General features: G+C 39.4%; 18 protein-coding genes, 1 tRNA gene and 1 riboswitch. Of the genes, 16 read left to right on the top strand and 3 right to left on the bottom strand.

Going from position 1 to position 16,587, the window contains the following annotated elements:
* The first annotated feature begins 38 nt into the window (after positions 1 to 38).
* Positions 39 to 1,829 carry an excinuclease ABC subunit UvrC gene (gene uvrC / locus NV349_RS16535; RefSeq protein ID WP_036128233.1) on the top strand — a complete coding sequence of 597 codons (1,791 nt, stop codon included), beginning with the start codon at positions 39 to 41 and terminating at the stop codon, positions 1,827 to 1,829.
* Positions 1,830 to 1,938: 109 nt separating this feature from the next.
* A riboswitch (Lysine riboswitch) is annotated at positions 1,939 to 2,117 on the top strand.
* A gap of 113 nt (positions 2,118 to 2,230) precedes the next feature.
* Positions 2,231 to 3,457 carry an aspartate kinase gene (locus NV349_RS16530; RefSeq protein ID WP_271910643.1) on the top strand — a complete coding sequence of 409 codons (1,227 nt, stop codon included), beginning with the start codon at positions 2,231 to 2,233 and terminating at the stop codon, positions 3,455 to 3,457.
* 95 nt (positions 3,458 to 3,552) lie between these two features.
* On the opposite strand, the gene NV349_RS16525 is transcribed toward NV349_RS16530, so the two are convergent.
* The gene (locus NV349_RS16525) at positions 3,553 to 3,987 is read right to left on the bottom strand and encodes a YslB family protein (RefSeq protein WP_036128229.1); all 435 of its coding nucleotides are present in this window, start codon (positions 3,985 to 3,987) and stop codon (positions 3,553 to 3,555) included.
* A 272-nt stretch (positions 3,988 to 4,259) separates the two neighbouring features.
* On the opposite strand from NV349_RS16525, the gene NV349_RS16520 reads away from it, so the two are divergent.
* The 13 genes from NV349_RS16520 (at position 4,260) to NV349_RS16460 (ending at position 14,492) form a co-directional block, all read left to right on the top strand.
* The gene (locus tag NV349_RS16520; RefSeq protein WP_141904737.1) at positions 4,260 to 4,868 is read left to right on the top strand and encodes a succinate dehydrogenase cytochrome b558 subunit; all 609 of its coding nucleotides are present in this window, start codon (positions 4,260 to 4,262) and stop codon (positions 4,866 to 4,868) included.
* 66 nt (positions 4,869 to 4,934) lie between these two features.
* Positions 4,935 to 6,689 (top strand): succinate dehydrogenase flavoprotein subunit, encoded by a 1,755-nt coding sequence (gene sdhA / locus NV349_RS16515; protein WP_036128225.1) that lies wholly within the window; start codon positions 4,935 to 4,937, stop codon positions 6,687 to 6,689.
* A 5-nt stretch (positions 6,690 to 6,694) separates the two neighbouring features.
* On the top strand, positions 6,695 to 7,474 hold the full coding sequence (gene sdhB, locus NV349_RS16510) for a succinate dehydrogenase iron-sulfur subunit (protein WP_058844339.1): 780 nt from the start codon (positions 6,695 to 6,697) through the stop codon (positions 7,472 to 7,474).
* 225 nt (positions 7,475 to 7,699) lie between these two features.
* A complete protein-coding gene (locus NV349_RS16505; RefSeq protein WP_036128221.1) occupies positions 7,700 to 8,164 on the top strand; it encodes an acyl-CoA thioesterase in 465 nt (154 codons plus the stop codon).
* A gap of 187 nt (positions 8,165 to 8,351) precedes the next feature.
* The gene (locus NV349_RS16500; protein ID WP_004226437.1) at positions 8,352 to 8,573 is read left to right on the top strand and encodes a helix-turn-helix domain-containing protein; all 222 of its coding nucleotides are present in this window, start codon (positions 8,352 to 8,354) and stop codon (positions 8,571 to 8,573) included.
* Positions 8,574 to 8,647: 74 nt separating this feature from the next.
* Entirely contained in the window at positions 8,648 to 9,100 is a 453-nt protein-coding gene (locus tag NV349_RS16495; RefSeq protein WP_016991542.1) for a MarR family winged helix-turn-helix transcriptional regulator, read from the top strand.
* A gap of 10 nt (positions 9,101 to 9,110) precedes the next feature.
* Complete coding sequence (racE, locus tag NV349_RS16490; protein WP_036128218.1) at positions 9,111 to 9,908, top strand: glutamate racemase; 798 nt, start codon at positions 9,111 to 9,113, stop codon at positions 9,906 to 9,908.
* Positions 9,909 to 10,042: 134 nt separating this feature from the next.
* Positions 10,043 to 10,792, top strand: coding sequence for a ribonuclease PH (gene rph, locus NV349_RS16485; RefSeq protein WP_141904741.1), 750 nt, complete (start codon positions 10,043 to 10,045; stop codon positions 10,790 to 10,792).
* A gap of 2 nt (positions 10,793 to 10,794) precedes the next feature.
* Positions 10,795 to 11,388, top strand: coding sequence for an XTP/dITP diphosphatase (locus tag NV349_RS16480; RefSeq protein WP_036128214.1), 594 nt, complete (start codon positions 10,795 to 10,797; stop codon positions 11,386 to 11,388).
* Between the two features lie 12 nt (positions 11,389 to 11,400).
* Positions 11,401 to 11,904 (top strand): metallophosphoesterase, encoded by a 504-nt coding sequence (locus NV349_RS16475; RefSeq protein WP_036128211.1) that lies wholly within the window; start codon positions 11,401 to 11,403, stop codon positions 11,902 to 11,904.
* Positions 11,905 to 12,034: 130 nt separating this feature from the next.
* Positions 12,035 to 13,495 carry a protein adenylyltransferase SelO gene (locus NV349_RS16470; protein WP_271910636.1) on the top strand — a complete coding sequence of 487 codons (1,461 nt, stop codon included), beginning with the start codon at positions 12,035 to 12,037 and terminating at the stop codon, positions 13,493 to 13,495.
* Between the two features lie 98 nt (positions 13,496 to 13,593).
* The gene (locus NV349_RS16465) at positions 13,594 to 13,764 is read left to right on the top strand and encodes a DUF2639 domain-containing protein (RefSeq protein WP_170829897.1); all 171 of its coding nucleotides are present in this window, start codon (positions 13,594 to 13,596) and stop codon (positions 13,762 to 13,764) included.
* Between the two features lie 59 nt (positions 13,765 to 13,823).
* Positions 13,824 to 14,492, top strand: coding sequence for a YqjF family protein (locus tag NV349_RS16460; protein WP_271910634.1), 669 nt, complete (start codon positions 13,824 to 13,826; stop codon positions 14,490 to 14,492).
* Positions 14,493 to 14,506: 14 nt separating this feature from the next.
* Here the strand turns inward: NV349_RS16460 and NV349_RS16455 are convergent, their stop codons facing one another.
* Both NV349_RS16455 and NV349_RS16450 read right to left on the bottom strand, forming a co-directional pair.
* Positions 14,507 to 15,121: a hypothetical protein gene (locus NV349_RS16455; RefSeq protein ID WP_442916454.1), complete on the bottom strand. Its 615-nt coding sequence runs from the start codon at positions 15,119 to 15,121 to the stop codon at positions 14,507 to 14,509.
* 128 nt (positions 15,122 to 15,249) lie between these two features.
* Positions 15,250 to 15,996, bottom strand: coding sequence for an SDR family NAD(P)-dependent oxidoreductase (locus NV349_RS16450; protein ID WP_271910632.1), 747 nt, complete (start codon positions 15,994 to 15,996; stop codon positions 15,250 to 15,252).
* A gap of 220 nt (positions 15,997 to 16,216) precedes the next feature.
* Here NV349_RS16450 and NV349_RS16445 point away from each other — a divergent pair.
* A tRNA-Arg gene (locus NV349_RS16445) sits at positions 16,217 to 16,290 on the top strand.
* Positions 16,291 to 16,587: the final 297 nt, after the last annotated feature.

The following is a 16,587-nucleotide window of genomic DNA, read 5'->3' as shown; positions in this document are numbered from 1 at the left end:
ATTGAGAGGGATTTTTACGTAGGGGGGGCAGGTAGGTAATGAACGATTTAATCAAGCGTAAACTAGATATTTTACCGGATCAGCCTGGCTGCTATTTGATGAAGGATCGTCAAGGGACAATCATTTATGTGGGCAAAGCGAAAATACTGAAAAACCGTGTACGTTCTTATTTTACGGGAACACATGAAGGCAAAACACAAAGGCTTGTCGGTGAAATAGAAGATTTTGAGTATATCGTGACATCATCTAATATTGAAGCACTTATTTTAGAGCTGAATCTCATTAAATTACATGATCCAAAATACAATGTCATGCTAACAGATGATAAGACATATCCATATTTAAAAATTACGAATGAAAAACATCCACGTCTTATTACGACACGTAAGGTAAAAAAGGATAAGGCTAAATATTTTGGTCCTTACCCCAATGCTTATGCGGCAAGTGAAACGAAAAAGCTGTTGGATCGATTGTATCCATTGCGCAAATGTGTCCAATTGCCTTCCAAAGTTTGCTTGTATTATCATATGGGGCAATGTTTAGCACCTTGTGTAAAAGAAATTAATGGTCAGGTTTATCAAGAGATGATTGAGGATATGACGAAGTTTCTAAATGGTGGTGTCGAGGCAGTCAAAAAAGAGCTTGAAGTTAAAATGCTTGCAGCTGCTGAAAACTTAGAATTTGAGCGAGCGAAGGAGTTTCGCGATCAGATTGCACATATTGATACGGTCATGCAGAAACAAAAAATAGTATCAAGTGATACAACGAACCGCGATGTATTTGGCTATGCCGTCGAAAAAGGCTGGATGTGTGTGCAAGTTTTCTTTGTTCGCCAAGGAAAGCTGATTGAGCGTGATGTCTCGGTTTTCCCAATTTATCAAGATGCTGAGGAAGAGTTTTTAACATTTGTTGGCCGCTTTTATGAAAAACCAGAGCATATTAAGCCGAAAGAAATTTTTATTCCACAAGCAATTGATGCAGCCATCTTAACGGAGTTATTAGAGCTTAAAGTTCTTACACCAAAAAGAGGTCAAAAGAGGGAATTGGTTGAATTAGCAACTAAAAATGCTGAGATTGCTGTGGCAGCTAAATTCCAGCTAATTGAACGGCAGGAAGAACGGACAATTGGTGCTTGTGAGGCACTTGGTGAAGCAATAGGTATTTCAACGCCATTACGAATTGAGGCATTTGACAATAGTCATATGCATGGCACGGATGCTGTATCGGCTATGGTTGTCTTCATTGATGGAAAGCCTGCGAAAAAGGAATATCGTAAATACAAAACGCGTACGGCTGCAAAGCATGATGATTACGGTGCGATGCAAGAGGTTATACGTCGGCGATATTCGCGTGTCTTAAAGGAAGGCTTGCCATTGCCAGATTTGGTCTTAATTGATGGTGGCAAGGGGCAAATGGAAGTCGCCCGTGAAGTACTAGAAGATGAGCTTGGACTTGTTATACCGATTGCAGGTTTAGCAAAAGATGATAAGCATAATACGTCGCAGCTATTGTTTGGTGATCCACCAGAAGTAATTGCCTTAAAGCGTACTAGTGATGGCTTTTATTTATTACAACGAATTCAGGACGAAGTTCACCGCTTTGCTATTACCTTCTTGCGCCAACAGCATGAGAAGCATGCCATTCAATCGGTGTTAGACCATATTGAAGGTGTGGGGCCAAAACGCAAGCAGCAGTTGCTCAAACATTTTGGTTCAGTTAAGAAAATTCGAGAGGCGAGCGAGCTAGCTTTGCAGGAGGCAGGAATACCTGCTAATTTAGCGAGCCAAATTTATAGCTATTTTCAGCAAGAGTCATTGTCAAAGGAATAGACATGTGCTAAGGTTGTAAATAACATTGTTCGTCAATGTGATGAATAGCGAACTGGTGTGGCTAGCATGTTGACGCCAGCGTTAAACCAATTGAATACATTCACTTTATGGTGATGATAGAGGTGCAAGATTCAAGAGTAACACAATGGAGGATGAACAAGTCCAGAGATCGTGTGTGAAAGGGGAGCTTGCCGAAGTATAGCATTGTTGTTTCCTTTGTTGTACTGGTTTTACATTTAAGAAATGTAAGATTGTCGATTCTAAAAGTTTCGGAGAGCTATCACACATGCACAAGTTACGATCATTGTACATGTTATAGGCAGCTTTCACGTTATGTGGAGGCTGCCTTTTAGTTTTCTAGAAGCAGGTGAAATATATGACTGGAAAGGAGAACGCAAGAAATGGCTAAAATAGTGATGAAGTTTGGAGGGGCTGCACTAGCTTCTACTGAACAAATCCAAGAGGCAGCAAGGAAGGCGATTGCTGAAAAGGACAGAGGCTTCGATGTAGTCGTGGTCGTTGCAGCAATGGGACACACAATGAAAGATGTGCAAACGATGGTACATCAACTAACGGACGAAGTGCCCAAACGAGAATTAGCTGCAGTCGTGTCTACGGGCTCTCAATTATCCAGCGCTTTATTTGCCATCGCATTACAGGAAGCGGGCTATGAGGCAGTGTCCTTAACTGGATGGCAAGCAGGTATACATACAGATTGTAAGTATCGTCATGCACGTATTGACTATATCGATGACAGTCGTATTGAAGAACATCTTGTACAGGGACAAATTGTAGTGATTGCTGGAGAACAGGGTATTGATGAGGAACAAAATATTACTACACTTGGCAAAGGCGGAGCTGAAACAACAGCTATAGCACTCGCGGTAGCATTGGAAGCAGAGCGAACTGATATGTACACAAATGTTGACGGTGTTTATACAGCAGATCCACGCTATGTCAGCAAAGCTCAAAAGCTGCAGGAAATCTCCTATGATGAAATGCTGGAGTTATCTAATTTAGGATCACATGTTATTCATCCTCGTGCAGTGGAGTTAGCAAAAAAATTTCAAATGCCCGTTATTATACGCTCTAGCTTAGTAGAGTCAGTAGGTACTTTATTGAAGGAGGAAGTGGAAATGGAGAAAAATTTAGTCGTCCGTGGTGTAGCCTTTGAGTCAGATATTATCCGTTTAACAGTGGGGTATGATGCGTATGCCGATGGTGCATTGGCAGATATGTTTACAATCCTTGCAGAAAACCGCATTAATGTAGATATTATTGTACAGGCAATCATTGATGGCTTAAAACCAACTGTGTCTTTTTCCATTTTAAAAGAAGAATTTGCGGAAACATTGCGTGTTCTAGAAGATAGTAAATTGTCACTTGGCTTTAGTTTTGCTGACTTTGAAATAGGGTTGGCGAAGGTTTCTATCATTGGTTCAGGTATGGCCTCTAATCCAGGTGTGGCTGCTCGCATGTTTGATCGATTACGTCGTGAAGATATCCCTATAAAAATGGTTAGTACGTCTGAAATAAAAGTGTCTGTTGTTGTACCACAGGATGATATGATTCGTGCAGCAAATGCCTTGCATGATGAATTCAATTTAGAGCAAGCACTTTATATATAATAATAGAAGAAACAGTATTTTATGTAATAGTCCGAAATTAAAGGAAGAAAAAAGAAGGATTGTCATCCCGTTGAATAGGGAGACAATCCTTTTCATCATTCAGTAGGGATGGTATTCATAATACGTTCCTTGACATCCCATTTGACTGTAAACATGACATAGTGCTGCTTTTCTCGCTTTTCATCATAGCATTCTGTAAGGTAGCCTTTAGCTAATTGAATTTGCTCTGCTATAAATCCTGCTTCCAGTCTAAAGCTTCGTTGTTTGATTTGCAATATTTCAGGGTCATTTGTCAATTGGAAAATGCGACCATCCTTTGATTCCTTCATGAGCTCTAGTGTACCCCAGCAGGCATCTGCGAAAAATGCGATAAGTTCGTCTTGACTTTTGCATGGGAACTTGCGAGCAAGCTCTTTACCTGCCCAATAAAGGACATCATTCTCATGTTTACCAAGGATAGAAGATAGAATATGATCGCGAATGAGCTCATAACCAAATGATGAAATTGTAGGAGATGGAGTGTTTAACATTGTTATCCTTCTTTCTTAGAATTTTCTTAAAATTCAACAGTAATAAAGTAATGATAGATTTTTCGAGAAAAAACAACGCATCATGTACTAGATTAGTTCTTTAATAAGCTCTATGAAAAACTCCGAGTTGCCTTGACGCTCGTAGCTCTTGAGAGTACAATAAACATGTCATAATATTGTACCATGATGAAATACACAGTCAATGAAGTATCATTTACAAAATGATGACTTCTTTTGTTGTGCTATTTTAAGTACTAAGGGGGGTAACAGTCTTGTCGAAAGATCGAGAGTTTTTATGGCGTCGCTTACATTCTCTACTTGGTATCATTCCAGTAGGTCTGTTTTTAACGATGCACCTGTTCATTAACTTTACAGCAACAGGCGGGGCAGAAAGTTACAACGATGCTACCGCAGTAATGGAAAAGATTCCATTCCTTATCCTAGTTGAATGGATTGTCATCTATATTCCATTAATGTTCCACGCATTCTATGGTGTCTACATTGCATTCACTGCTACACCAAACACAGGACGTTTCAGCACATACCGTAACTGGATGTTCTCTTTACAACGTTTCACTGGTGTATTCCTAGTGATTTTCATTGCATGGCATATTTTCCAAACTCGTATTCAAAAAGCACTTGGCACACACGTTGATTACGACATGATGGCGAATATCGTTGCTAATCCATTCATGCTTGGATTCTACATTGTTGGTATTTTATCAGCAACTTTCCACTTATCTAACGGTTTATGGGCATTCCTAGTAAGCTGGGGTATTACACAATCTCCTCAGTCTCAAAAGATTGCTACTTACGTAACAAACATTATTTTCGTAATTCTAAGTGTAGTTGGTGTGGCTGCTATTTTAGCTTTCGTATAATTCAATAGAAGCTACGATAGAGTAACAGCAATCATTGCAATTTTTTAAGAGGAGTGAGAAATAATCATGGCGAAAAGCAAAATAATTGTTGTCGGCGGTGGTCTTGCCGGTCTGATGGCAACGATTAAAGCAGCTGAAGTTGGTACTGAAGTTGATTTATTCTCATTAGTTCCTGTAAAACGCTCACACTCTGTTTGTGCGCAAGGCGGAATTAATGGTGCGGTAAATACAAAAGGTGAAGGGGATTCTCCATGGATTCACTTTGATGATACTGTATATGGTGGGGACTTCTTAGCGAACCAACCACCAGTAAAAGGTATGTGTGACGCAGCACCTGGCATTATCCACTTAATGGACCGTATGGGTGTTATGTTCAACCGTACACCAGAAGGACTTTTAGATTTCCGTCGTTTTGGCGGTACTTTAATGCACCGTACAGCTTTCTCTGGTGCAACAACTGGTCAACAATTACTATATGCGCTAGATGAGCAAGTTCGTTCTCATGAAGTAGCTGGTTTAGTAAATAAATATGAACACTGGGAATTCCTTGGTGTTATCATCGATGATGACGGCGTTTGCCGTGGTATCGTAGCGCAAGATATGCGTACAGAAGAAATTAAATCATTCCGTGCAGACGCTGTTATTATGGCGACTGGTGGCCCTGGTATTATCTTCGGTAAAACAACAAACTCTGTTATTAACACAGGTTCTGCTGCTTCTATCGTTTATCAACAAGGTGCTTCATATGCGAATGGTGAATTCATTCAAATTCACCCAACAGCGATTCCTGGAGATGACAAAAACCGTCTAATGTCAGAATCAGCTCGTGGTGAAGGTGGTCGTATTTGGACTTATAAAGACGGTAAACCTTGGTACTTCTTAGAAGAAAAGTACCCAGCTTATGGTAACTTAGTACCACGTGATATTGCAACACGTGAAATTTTTGATGTCTGTGTAAACCAAAAACTTGGTATTAATGGCGAGAACATGGTATACCTAGATCTTTCTCATAAAGATCCACATGAATTGGACGTTAAACTTGGTGGTATCATCGAAATCTACGAAAAATTCGTAGGGGATGATCCACGTAAATTACCAATGAAAATTTTCCCAGCAGTTCACTATTCAATGGGTGGATTATGGGTTGATTACAACCAAATGACTGAAATTCCTGGTCTATTTGCAGCAGGTGAATGTGATTACTCTCAACATGGTGCAAACCGTCTTGGTGCGAACTCATTATTATCTGCTATCTACGGTGGTATGGTTGCAGGACCAAACGCAGTAGATTATGTAAAACACCTTAAAAAGCATGCAGAAGATCTTCCACAAGAGATTTACGATGCTCGTGTCAAAGAGGAGCAAGCGAAATGGGATGCTATCATGAAAATGGAAGGCACAGAAAACGCTTACTTACTGCATAAAGAGCTTGGTGAAATGATGACTGCTACAATGACTGTAGTACGTTACAATGATCAGCTTGAAGATACATTGAAAAAACTTGATGAGCTTACTGAGCGTTGGAATAACATCAACATTAACGATACGCAAAAATGGAGTAATCAAGGCGCGCACTTTACGCGTCAACTTAAAAATATGTTAGTGCTTGCAAAAGTAATGACAAAAGGTGCACTATTACGTAATGAATCTCGTGGTGCACACTATAAACCTGATTTCCCTAACCGTGATGACGAGCAGTTCTTAAAAACAACAATGGCGAAGTTTGACCCAACTACTGGTAATCCAATCATCACGTACCAAGAAGTCGACGTTTCTTTAATCCCACCACGTAAACGTGACTACTCTGCGAAAGGAGACTAAAAGTTATGCAAATCGCAGCTAATACTGGAAGAATGGTCAAAGTGGAAATCTTACGTCAAGATACACAAGGCGGCAATAGCTACTGGCAAAAATTCCAAGTGCCTTACCGTCATGGTATGAACGTAATCTCAATTTTAATGGAAATTCAAAAAAATCCTGTTACTGAGGATGGTGTAAACACATCGCCAGTATCATGGGATATGAACTGTTTAGAAGAAGTTTGTGGTGCATGTTCAATGGTCATCAATGGCCGTCCACGTCAATCATGTTCAACACTTGTTGATCAATTGACTGAGCCAATTAAGCTTGAGCCAATGAAGACATTCCCTGTTATTCGTGACCTACAAGTTGACCGTGAACGTATGTTCAATGCACTTAAAAAAGTGAAAGCTTGGGTACCAATTGATGGTACTTATGATTTAGGTGAAGGTCCACGTATGCCAGAAGGTAAACGTCAATGGGCTTATGAATTATCTAAATGTATGACTTGTGGTGTATGTATGGAAGCATGTCCAAACGTGTCTGAAAAAGCTTCATTCATCGGACCAGCTCCATTATCACAAGTACGTCTTTTCAACACTCACCCAACTGGTGCAATGGTTAAAGATGAACGTTTAAATGCTATTATGGGTGATGGTGGCCTTGCGAACTGTGGTAACTCTCAAAACTGTGTAGCTGCATGTCCAAAAGGTATTCCTTTAACAACATCTATCGCTTCACTAAACCGTGCAACTACAGTGCAAATGTTCCGTAACTTCTTCGGTTCTGATCACTACGTAGATTAATATACGGACAAGCTAAATGCCCAAACTCTCTTACACTTTGTGTGAGGGAGTTTTTTTATTTGAAGTTGCATATGATATAAACAGAAGGAATATTTGTGATAAAAGGCGTAAATTGCGGTTTTTTCTATGATAATATAGTATTTTCTTTTATAATGAATATGTATTCATTTCATTTGCCGTCATTATAATTAAAACAGGCAAATACATAACAGGGGATGGTGTAACATGAAAGCAAACTATATTGAAGATTTTCAAGAGTGGGAAAAGGATTTTTCCTTTTATAGTGAGGTACGTGTACGTTTTTCAGAGACAGACATGTTTGGTCATATGAACAATACCGTTAGCTTTACATATTTTGAGCAAGCAAGAATTGATTATTTCCATCATTTAGGTATTTTAATGCCTTCAGCAGTTAATGAGGATGTGGAGGCTATACCGATAGTCGCCGATTTACAATGTGATTATGTGAAGCAGGTCTTCTTTGATGATGTTCTCCGAATTTACACAAAGATCGCGAAAGTTGGAAATTCATCACTGGACATTCATTATCTTGCTAAAAATCAAAAGAATGAAATTTGCTTCACTGGTCGTGGAACAATTGTGCAAATGGATCCTCGAACAGGCAAGAGTGTGCCGATTTCTGAGGAAGATAGGACGAAATTCATTCAATTGGCTATTCTTCCTCATTAGTTTATAGTGTAATTATATGAAAGTTTATTGAAAAAGTAGGAATTGCATTTTACATAAAATTTATGAATGTATCGATGTAATTTTCGAAATTTTTAAGGAAACATGGAATAATCATGCAAATAGCCGTCACCGCTTCCAGCCCCTTAACATAAGTTACAATACGTGCGGGGGAGGAGGGTGTAACTGAATGAATGGCTCTCATCATCGTTCTCTTTTAACAAACCGAGAACGTGAAATATTTGCGCTTTTATTAGCTGAAAAAACAACGAGAGATATTGCAGAGCAGCTTGGTATTAGTGAAAAAACAGTGCGGAATCACATTTCCAATACAATTCAAAAGCTAGGTGTAACGAATCGATCTCAGGCGTTAATTGAGCTGTTACGCTTGGAAGAATTTAAATTAGACTAATGGACACTTGCTATTTCGTGAAAAAAACGACAAAATAGAACTATTCAACGTATTTTTAGGAGTGAAATAGTTATATGTCGGATGAAGTAACAAAGCACTCACCTGAAACCGTTGCAACGGTTGAAAAGGAATTACGCTATATAGCGGCCATCGTGAAGCAAAAGGGAAGAGAAATTGTTTCCGACTATGCGATAACGCCGCCACAATTTGTTGCATTACAGTGGTTAGAAGAGCTTGGTGATATTACAATTGGCGAATTATCAAACCGTTTATATTTAGCCTTTAGCACAACAACAGATTTAGTGGATCGAATGGAGAAAAATGAATTAGTCAAGCGTGTGCGTGATGAAAATGATCGCCGTGTTGTTGTCGTTCATCTTCTCGAAAAGGGCGAACGTATTATTCAAGAAGTTATTGAAAAAAGGCAGCAATACTTGCAGGAGATGCTTGTTGGTTTTAATGAACAAGAAGTCGCGCAATTATCAAGCTATTTAGAAAAACTACATGTACACATGAAACAGGATTGAGGCGGAAAGTATGAATGCCCCGATAGGCGTTATTGACTCAGGAGTAGGCGGTTTAACCGTAGCAAAAGAAATCATGAAGCGATTGCCAAACGAAACGATCTATTATATTGGCGATACAGCAAGATGTCCGTATGGTCCAAGAAGTCGTCAGGAAGTACGGAATTTCACTTGGCAAATGGCAAAAGCACTCGAAAAAATGAATATTAAGATGCTCGTTATTGCTTGTAATACAGCGACTGCAGTAGCACTCGAAAGTTTACAAAGAAATATGCCTTTTCCGGTACTAGGCGTTATTAATGCTGGCGCACGTGCAGCTGTAAAAAAGACGAAGCGACATGAAGTCGTTGTGCTTGCAACAGAAGGAACAATTAAAAGTGGGGCGTATGAAGAAGCCTTATTATCACTTAATACGTCAACACATATTATCCCACTAGCATGTCCAACATTCGTACCACTTGTAGAAAGTGGCGAATACAAAGGTGACTTTGCAAATAAGTTAATAGCTGAAGGCTTAAAGCCGTTGAAAAATCGACAATTTGATACGGTTATTTTAGGGTGTACACATTACCCTATTTTACAAAAACAAATTGAAGCTGTTGTCGGAGGAGATGTGAATGTGTTATCTTCTGCGGAGGAAACAGCAAAAGATGTTCAAGAAATGTTAGCGTATAACGGCACTTTAGCAAATGCTGATGCGGTGCCTGCCCATAAATTTTTTGCATCTGGTTCTGTTCCAATTTTCCGTTCAATCGCTGAGAATTGGCTGGAGCAAGGTACTCTTGACATAAAACGTATGACATTAAAATAAAAAATCAGCTTAGCAACAGGCTAGGCTGATTTTTGCCGTTTTTTTAGCTATGTACATAAACGTCTGAGTACTTTTTTGATGGCACAAATTGTGATAAGATGAGGGCGCGAAAGTTTTTAGGAGGAACGAATGATATGACAAGATTTGATGGAAGAAATGCAGACGGGCTACGACCTGTAAAAATGGATACAGAGTATCTATTACACCCAGAAGGCTCGGTATTAATTCAAGTAGGTAATACAAAAGTAATTTGCACAGCAACAATTGAAGACAAAGTACCTGGCTTTTTACGTGGCCAAGGGAAAGGATGGATCACAGCCGAGTACTCAATGCTTCCTCGTGCAACCGCTCAACGTACACCACGTGAATCCTCACGAGGAAAAGTCAATGGCCGTACGATGGAAATTCAACGCTTAATTGGGCGTGCATTACGTGCTGTTGTCGATTTAGAAGCCCTTGGAGAACGCACTGTATGGATTGACTGTGATGTTATTCAAGCTGATGGTGGCACTCGTACAGCATCTATTACAGGAGCATTTGTTGCAATGACACAGGCAATTGCTAAGTTTGCTGAAGAAAAGCCATTTGAGAAGTTCCCAGTAACAGACTTTTTAGCGGCAACAAGTGTTGGCATTGTAGAAGAACAAGGTGCCATTCTTGATTTAAATTATGTAGAAGATGTGGCTGCTGCTGTTGATATGAATATTGTGATGACAGGCACAGGGCGATTTGTTGAAATACAGGGTACAGGTGAGGAAGCTACCTTTTCTCGTGAAGAACTGAATGAATTGTTAGCATTGGGTGAAAAAGGCATTCAGCAATTAGTAAATCTTCAAAAAACAACGCTTGGTGAACTGGCCAACAAAGTCGGAGGGAATCAATAATTATGAAACAAGTAGTCATCGCCACAAAAAATAAAGGAAAAGCAAAAGATTTTGAAGCATTATTTGGTCCACTAGGTTATGAAGTAGTGACAATGTTTGAAGTAGCACCAGAAATGGAAATAGAAGAAACTGGTACAACATTTGAAGAAAATGCAATCTTAAAAGCAGAAGCGTTGGCGAAGGAACTTGGCACAATTGTGATTGCAGATGATAGTGGCTTAGCAGTGGATGCATTAAATGGTGAGCCAGGCGTGTATTCTGCCCGCTATGCTGGCGATCATGACGACGAAGCAAACATGGTAAAATTGTTAGCTAATTTACATGGTGTCGAAGATGACAAACGTACTGCCCGTTTTTGCTGCTGCATTGCAATTGCAGGACCTGATTTTGTAACGACAACGGTATTCGGCACATGTGAAGGGGTTATTGCACATGAAAAACGTGGAACGAATGGATTTGGCTATGATCCAATCTTTTTCGTACCAAGCTTAAATCGTATGATGGCTGAGCTTTCACCAGAGGAAAAAGGCTCTATTTCTCACCGTGGCAATGCCATTCGCAAGTTAAAGGAACAATTACCGAATCTTATAAAATAAGAGGTGATATCCATGAAAATACTTGTTATGAGCGATACACATGGTGATAGCCATGTCATCGAAAAGGTTAAAGGTTTTTATCCTGAAATAGATGTTGTCATTCATTGTGGAGATAGTGAACTTCCTTTCTCACATGAGGCATTAAAAGGCGTGAAAAAAGTAAGAGGAAACTGTGATCGTGAAACAGCTTTCCCCGAAGAGGAAATTTTCACAGTCAATGATGTTAAAATTTTTGTGACGCATGGCCATTTATTCAATGTGAAAAATTCCATCTTATCATTAACCTATCGGGCCAAAGAGGTGGACGCACAAATCGTATGCTTTGGTCACTCTCATATCCTTGGTGCCGAAATGATTGATGATATTTTATTTTTAAATCCTGGAAGCTTATTAAAACCACGTGGTCGTAAAGAGAAAAGCTTTGCGGTTGTGGAAATCACTGCAACCTCTTTTAAAGTCGCTTGCTTGACAGATGATCATCAAAGTATTGCGACTCATATTTTTCAACGAAATTAACATAAAATAAAAATCCGCATAACATTAAAGTTATGTGGATTTTTATGTAGGCTTTCTAGTGGTAAATTTGACTAGGAATGATTAATGTTGAAATAGCAAAAATAAATCAAAAGGCAATAAAGGAGAAAACATGGAAAAGACAATTGGCTGGCATTTTGATAATAGTTATGTTCGACTACCAAGTATTATGTATTCCGATATTTCGTTAAATCCTGTTCGTTCACCAAAGCTAGTTCTGTTAAATGAAGCTGTTGCAGTGTCACTTGGATTAGATGCTCAAGCTTTACAGAGGGAAGAAGGAGTCGCTATCTTAGCTGGCAATAAAATCCCAGAAGGTGGCGAACCAATTGCACAAGCCTATGCAGGGCATCAATTTGGTCATTTTAATATGTTGGGTGATGGTAGAGCGCTTTTATATGGAGAACATATAACACCTCAACAGGAACGGTATGATATCGCACTAAAAGGTTCTGGTAGAACACCTTATTCTCGTGGTGGAGATGGACGAGCTGCGTTAGGGCCAATGCTAAGGGAGTACATCATGAGTGAGGCGATGTTTGCGTTAGGGATTCCCACATCACGTAGTCTTGCAGTAGTGGCTACAGGTGAAATGATTATGCGAGAAACTGAATTACCAGGAGCAATTGTCACGCGAGTTGCCAGCAGTCATTTGCGAGTAGGGACCTTTCAATATGCCGCACAATGGGGAACAGATGAAGAGCTCCAACGCTTGGCTGACTATGCATTAGAACGTCATTTCTCAGCTGATACTGGCACTCAAAATCGCTATCTTTATTTGCTAAAGGAAGTCATGAAGAAGCAGGCATCCTTAATAGCACAGTGGCAGTTAGTGGGCTTTATTCATGGAGTCATGAACACAGATAATATGACCATTAGCGGTGAAACCATTGATTATGGTCCTTGCGCTTTCATGGACACCTATGATCCCGCGACTGTATTTAGCTCTATTGATCGGCAAGGTCGTTATGCTTATGGAAATCAGCCCAACATTGGTGGCTGGAATTTAACACGCTTAGCTGAGACGTTACTCCCTTTCATTCACGATGATCAAGAAGAAGCTATTCAATTGGCACAAGACACGCTACAACAATATCCTCACTTCTACGTTGAAAATTGGTTAAAGGGGATGCGCGCAAAGCTAGGTATTTTTAATGAAGAGCAAGAAGATGTCCAGCTTATTGAAGGGCTTCTCCAGCTTATGCAACAATACGAAGCAGATTATACGAATACGTTTATCGCTTTAACCTTTGAGCAAATGGAAGATACCCCATTAATGAATGCATCAGGGTTTCAAGAATGGCATCAAAAATGGACGGAGCGATTAGCGAGACAGCAGCAAACGAAAGAAATGTCACAACAATTAATGCGTCAACATAATCCTGCTGTTATTCCTCGCAATCACAGGGTAGAAGAAGCTTTAGAAGCAGCTGTAGAACGAGACGACTATCGTGTTATGAATAATTTATTAAAAGTCCTTGCTCAGCCTTATGCCCATACGAAAGAGCAACAAGAATATGCTGCATTACCTGAACCGTCTAATCAACCATATCGTACTTTTTGTGGCACATGAGTAAAAACGAGAGACATTCATTCTCTCGTTTTTTATTGTATATAGGCACTCTACAGAATCCGATCGCATACTCTATGTATGAATAAAGATAAAGGAGAATGGGGTCGGTGCATAAATTTTCAAAAGGTTGGTTTGTCAAAGAGTTACGAGCTCATGGGATAATGGTTCATCCTCAATTTAAAAACCATTTAGGCTTATTTAAAGAATCTGAATTACGAAATTTATATTATCGGTATGTTGAAATAGAATATGCTGAGCAAGATCAATAGTCCAGTTGTTTGAATAACTCCTTTCTAGGAAAAGCTAGTAGTTAGAAAGGAGTTTTTCTATGTGGATGATGACACAGACATGGCAAGATGTTCTATTTTTACACTGGCCCATAGACCCCAAAGAGTTAGAAAAACATCTACCTGAGGAACTAAAACTTGAACTCTTTGAACAAAATGCTTGGCTAAGTGCTGTCTTTTTTAAAGTTCATCGACATCGACTACGATTTCTACCAACCTTTCCTGGGATGAATATCTATTTACAATTGAATGTCCGAACATATGTAGAGTATAACGGCATGAAAGGCATCTATTTTTTTCATTTAGATGTCACGAATTATTTCGTGTCAAAAATCACGGCATTAGGTAGTTTACCATACCGCTTCTCCAAAATCTTAGCAAAACAAAGAGAAAATCACTTTTCATATACAAGCCATTACAAAGCCTGTGACGAAAGATTAAGGGTTACTTATACAATAGAAGATCACACGAATACTAATTTTGACCAATGGATTGTAGAACGTTATCATTCATGGGCCAAGTGGAAGGATACCCTTTTTCGAATTGATATCCACCACTCACCATGGGAATTACAGCGGGCAAGCGCAACGATTCACAGTAATACATTAGCTTCTTTTATGAAGGGGAATTTTCAGGGAACGCAGCCTATTGCTCATTTTGCTAAAAACAAAGTAGCGAAAGTTTTTCCACCAGTAGTTGAACGCAAATAAATGGGATTTTTACATTAAAAAAGATAACAAAATTGCATCACAATGGCGCCAGCAATCATATCTGACATGGCTAGAGCTTCTGCTTCAATTTCATCAAAAACGTCTATATCAGCTTGATAATCTTTCTGGATCATCGTCACGGCTTCATTTTTCGTTAAAGCTAAATGCGTATAAAACATTTTTTGGACAGCCTCTCTACTTAAGTAAGGATTAATCGTATGCAAAAATAGCGCAATATCATCTGCATTGCGATACCATTCCTTCTCTTTTGCTTCCGCTATGGTAGCATCTCCTTTAGAAGCAGCTGTCACTAATTGAGCAGCCAGCAGCAGATGTTCTTTAATTAATGCTGTATATCGATCTGCTATAGAGTCGCCGTAAAAGGGACGTAGACAATTTCCTAAATCAGTCGCATTTCGTAACAGACGCTGCTGCACAAAAGGAAGATCAGGTAAATTGAAGACAATGCTAATAATCGTCATTCGCGTCCAATTGACATGCTCCATCCAAAGTAAGCGATTCATCGCCATAAAATCAGCTTCGGCTTTACTGATACAGCGCCGGTAATCATGTGCATGTAAAAAGTGACGAATCAGTGCCGTATATTGAGTAGAGGGGGCTTGATACAGCTGGCTTAATGAAAAACCATTTGAATAGGGGGACAAGGCTTCACTCCTTCTTGTTCTTTCTCCTACAGTAGCATACTCTAAGGAAACTCTGGGTATGAAGAACAAGTAAGGAAGAGCAAATGACAAAACTACTCTTCATACATCATTTTCTTTGTCATGCCGCCATCGACCGTAAGATTAATGCCTGTCACAAAATTATTTACGGGGTTTGTTAAATAGAGACAAGCCTGTGCGATATCTTCAGGCACACCAACCCTTCCTGATAAATGCTGTACATGATCGACTGGTCGAAGTGCCTCATAATCGCCTGTTTCAATCCAGCCAGGCGAAATACAATTCACCGTGATTTGATCAGGACCTAAAGACCGCGCTAAAGCATGTGTTAACGCCACAATACCACCTTTTGTAGCCGCGTAGGCTTCTGTATTAGGTTCTGACATCTCAGCCCGTGTAGATGCTAACGAAACAATCGAACCACCTTTCACATTGCGCCTCATCACCTTCGCAGCCTCTCTGGCACAGAAAAAGGCACTCGTTAAATTTGTGTGTAGTAGATGATTCCACTCCTCAAACGTCACATCATAAGGAGAGATATGCTGAAACTGCCCAGCATTATTAATTAAAATATGAATAGTCCCATATTGCTCAACAGCTCGTTGCATTAACTGAACGATATCCTGTTCCTTCGTTACATCTGTTTGAACAAATAAAACAACGTAGCCTTGTGCAAGCATATCCTGTTCTAATTGTTGACCTAAACCGTCATTTAAATCAGCAATTACCACCTTTGCGCCATGCCGTGCATATGCAAGTACAATCCCTTTGCCAATCCCTTGTGCGCCACCTGTAACAACAACGACCGAATCCTTAAACATCTACATACCTCACAATTTTTTATCGCCAATAGTGTAGCAAATATTTTCATATTCGTCTTCTTGAGAGGAGTAAGACATGGTATAATCGAAGCTGTGGCAACATATGATGAACAATATGAGGCAAACCTTGCCTACATAGTAAAATTAATGTTGACATTATGCCATAAAGTACATATAATAAGTATTGTCCTTCCTATGAAATACATAGAAACGACACCATGTCTCAGTAGCTCAGCTGGATAGAGCAACGGCCTTCTAAGCCGTCGGTCGGGGGTTCGAATCCCTCCTGGGACGTCAATAACAAATCAAAGGTTAATTTTTAACCAAATTGAAAAGCGCTTGAAACCTTATGAACAATAGGTTTTGAGCGCTTTTTTTGTTTATATTAATATTTTTAAGAATCGCATAGAATAACATATAAAAAATAAATTAGGTAAACAAAATGTAAACATGGTGAACAAAGAAATTAAAATGGAACAGACGAATTGATAAAAGATCCTACAGTTAAAGATCGTTATACAAAAGAATTTGTTTCGTTTAAAGAAGGACAAAGAGTTAGGGTTGCAATTCAAAAAGGGAGTTCATGGTCAG

Source organism: Lysinibacillus sp. OF-1 (genome assembly GCF_028356935.1).
GTDB classification, from domain to species: domain Bacteria; phylum Bacillota; class Bacilli; order Bacillales_A; family Planococcaceae; genus Lysinibacillus; species Lysinibacillus fusiformis_D.
Note: the sequence above shows the minus strand (reverse complement) of the source record. Positions and strands in the feature narration are given on the sequence as shown.

Bases quoted from the DNA above. Each gene is read 5' to 3' on its own strand.
- rph (WP_141904741.1), top strand. From the start codon at position 10,043: ATGACAAGATTTGATGGAAGAAATGCAGACGGGCTACGACCTGTAAAA.
- NV349_RS16480 (WP_036128214.1), top strand. From the start codon at position 10,795: ATGAAACAAGTAGTCATCGCCACAAAAAATAAAGGAAAAGCAAAAGAT.
- racE (WP_036128218.1), top strand. From the start codon at position 9,111: ATGAATGCCCCGATAGGCGTTATTGACTCAGGAGTAGGCGGTTTAACC.
- NV349_RS16470 (WP_271910636.1), top strand. From the start codon at position 12,035: ATGGAAAAGACAATTGGCTGGCATTTTGATAATAGTTATGTTCGACTA.
- NV349_RS16450 (WP_271910632.1), bottom strand. From the start codon at position 15,996: ATGTTTAAGGATTCGGTCGTTGTTGTTACAGGTGGCGCACAAGGGATT.
- NV349_RS16525 (WP_036128229.1), bottom strand. From the start codon at position 3,987: ATGTTAAACACTCCATCTCCTACAATTTCATCATTTGGTTATGAGCTC.
- NV349_RS16475 (WP_036128211.1), top strand. From the start codon at position 11,401: ATGAAAATACTTGTTATGAGCGATACACATGGTGATAGCCATGTCATC.
- NV349_RS16460 (WP_271910634.1), top strand. From the start codon at position 13,824: ATGTGGATGATGACACAGACATGGCAAGATGTTCTATTTTTACACTGG.
- NV349_RS16465 (WP_170829897.1), top strand. From the start codon at position 13,594: ATGGGGTCGGTGCATAAATTTTCAAAAGGTTGGTTTGTCAAAGAGTTA.
- sdhB (WP_058844339.1), top strand. From the start codon at position 6,695: ATGCAAATCGCAGCTAATACTGGAAGAATGGTCAAAGTGGAAATCTTA.
- uvrC (WP_036128233.1), top strand. From the start codon at position 39: ATGAACGATTTAATCAAGCGTAAACTAGATATTTTACCGGATCAGCCT.
- NV349_RS16530 (WP_271910643.1), top strand. From the start codon at position 2,231: ATGGCTAAAATAGTGATGAAGTTTGGAGGGGCTGCACTAGCTTCTACT.
- NV349_RS16500 (WP_004226437.1), top strand. From the start codon at position 8,352: ATGAATGGCTCTCATCATCGTTCTCTTTTAACAAACCGAGAACGTGAA.
- NV349_RS16495 (WP_016991542.1), top strand. From the start codon at position 8,648: ATGTCGGATGAAGTAACAAAGCACTCACCTGAAACCGTTGCAACGGTT.
- NV349_RS16505 (WP_036128221.1), top strand. From the start codon at position 7,700: ATGAAAGCAAACTATATTGAAGATTTTCAAGAGTGGGAAAAGGATTTT.
- sdhA (WP_036128225.1), top strand. From the start codon at position 4,935: ATGGCGAAAAGCAAAATAATTGTTGTCGGCGGTGGTCTTGCCGGTCTG.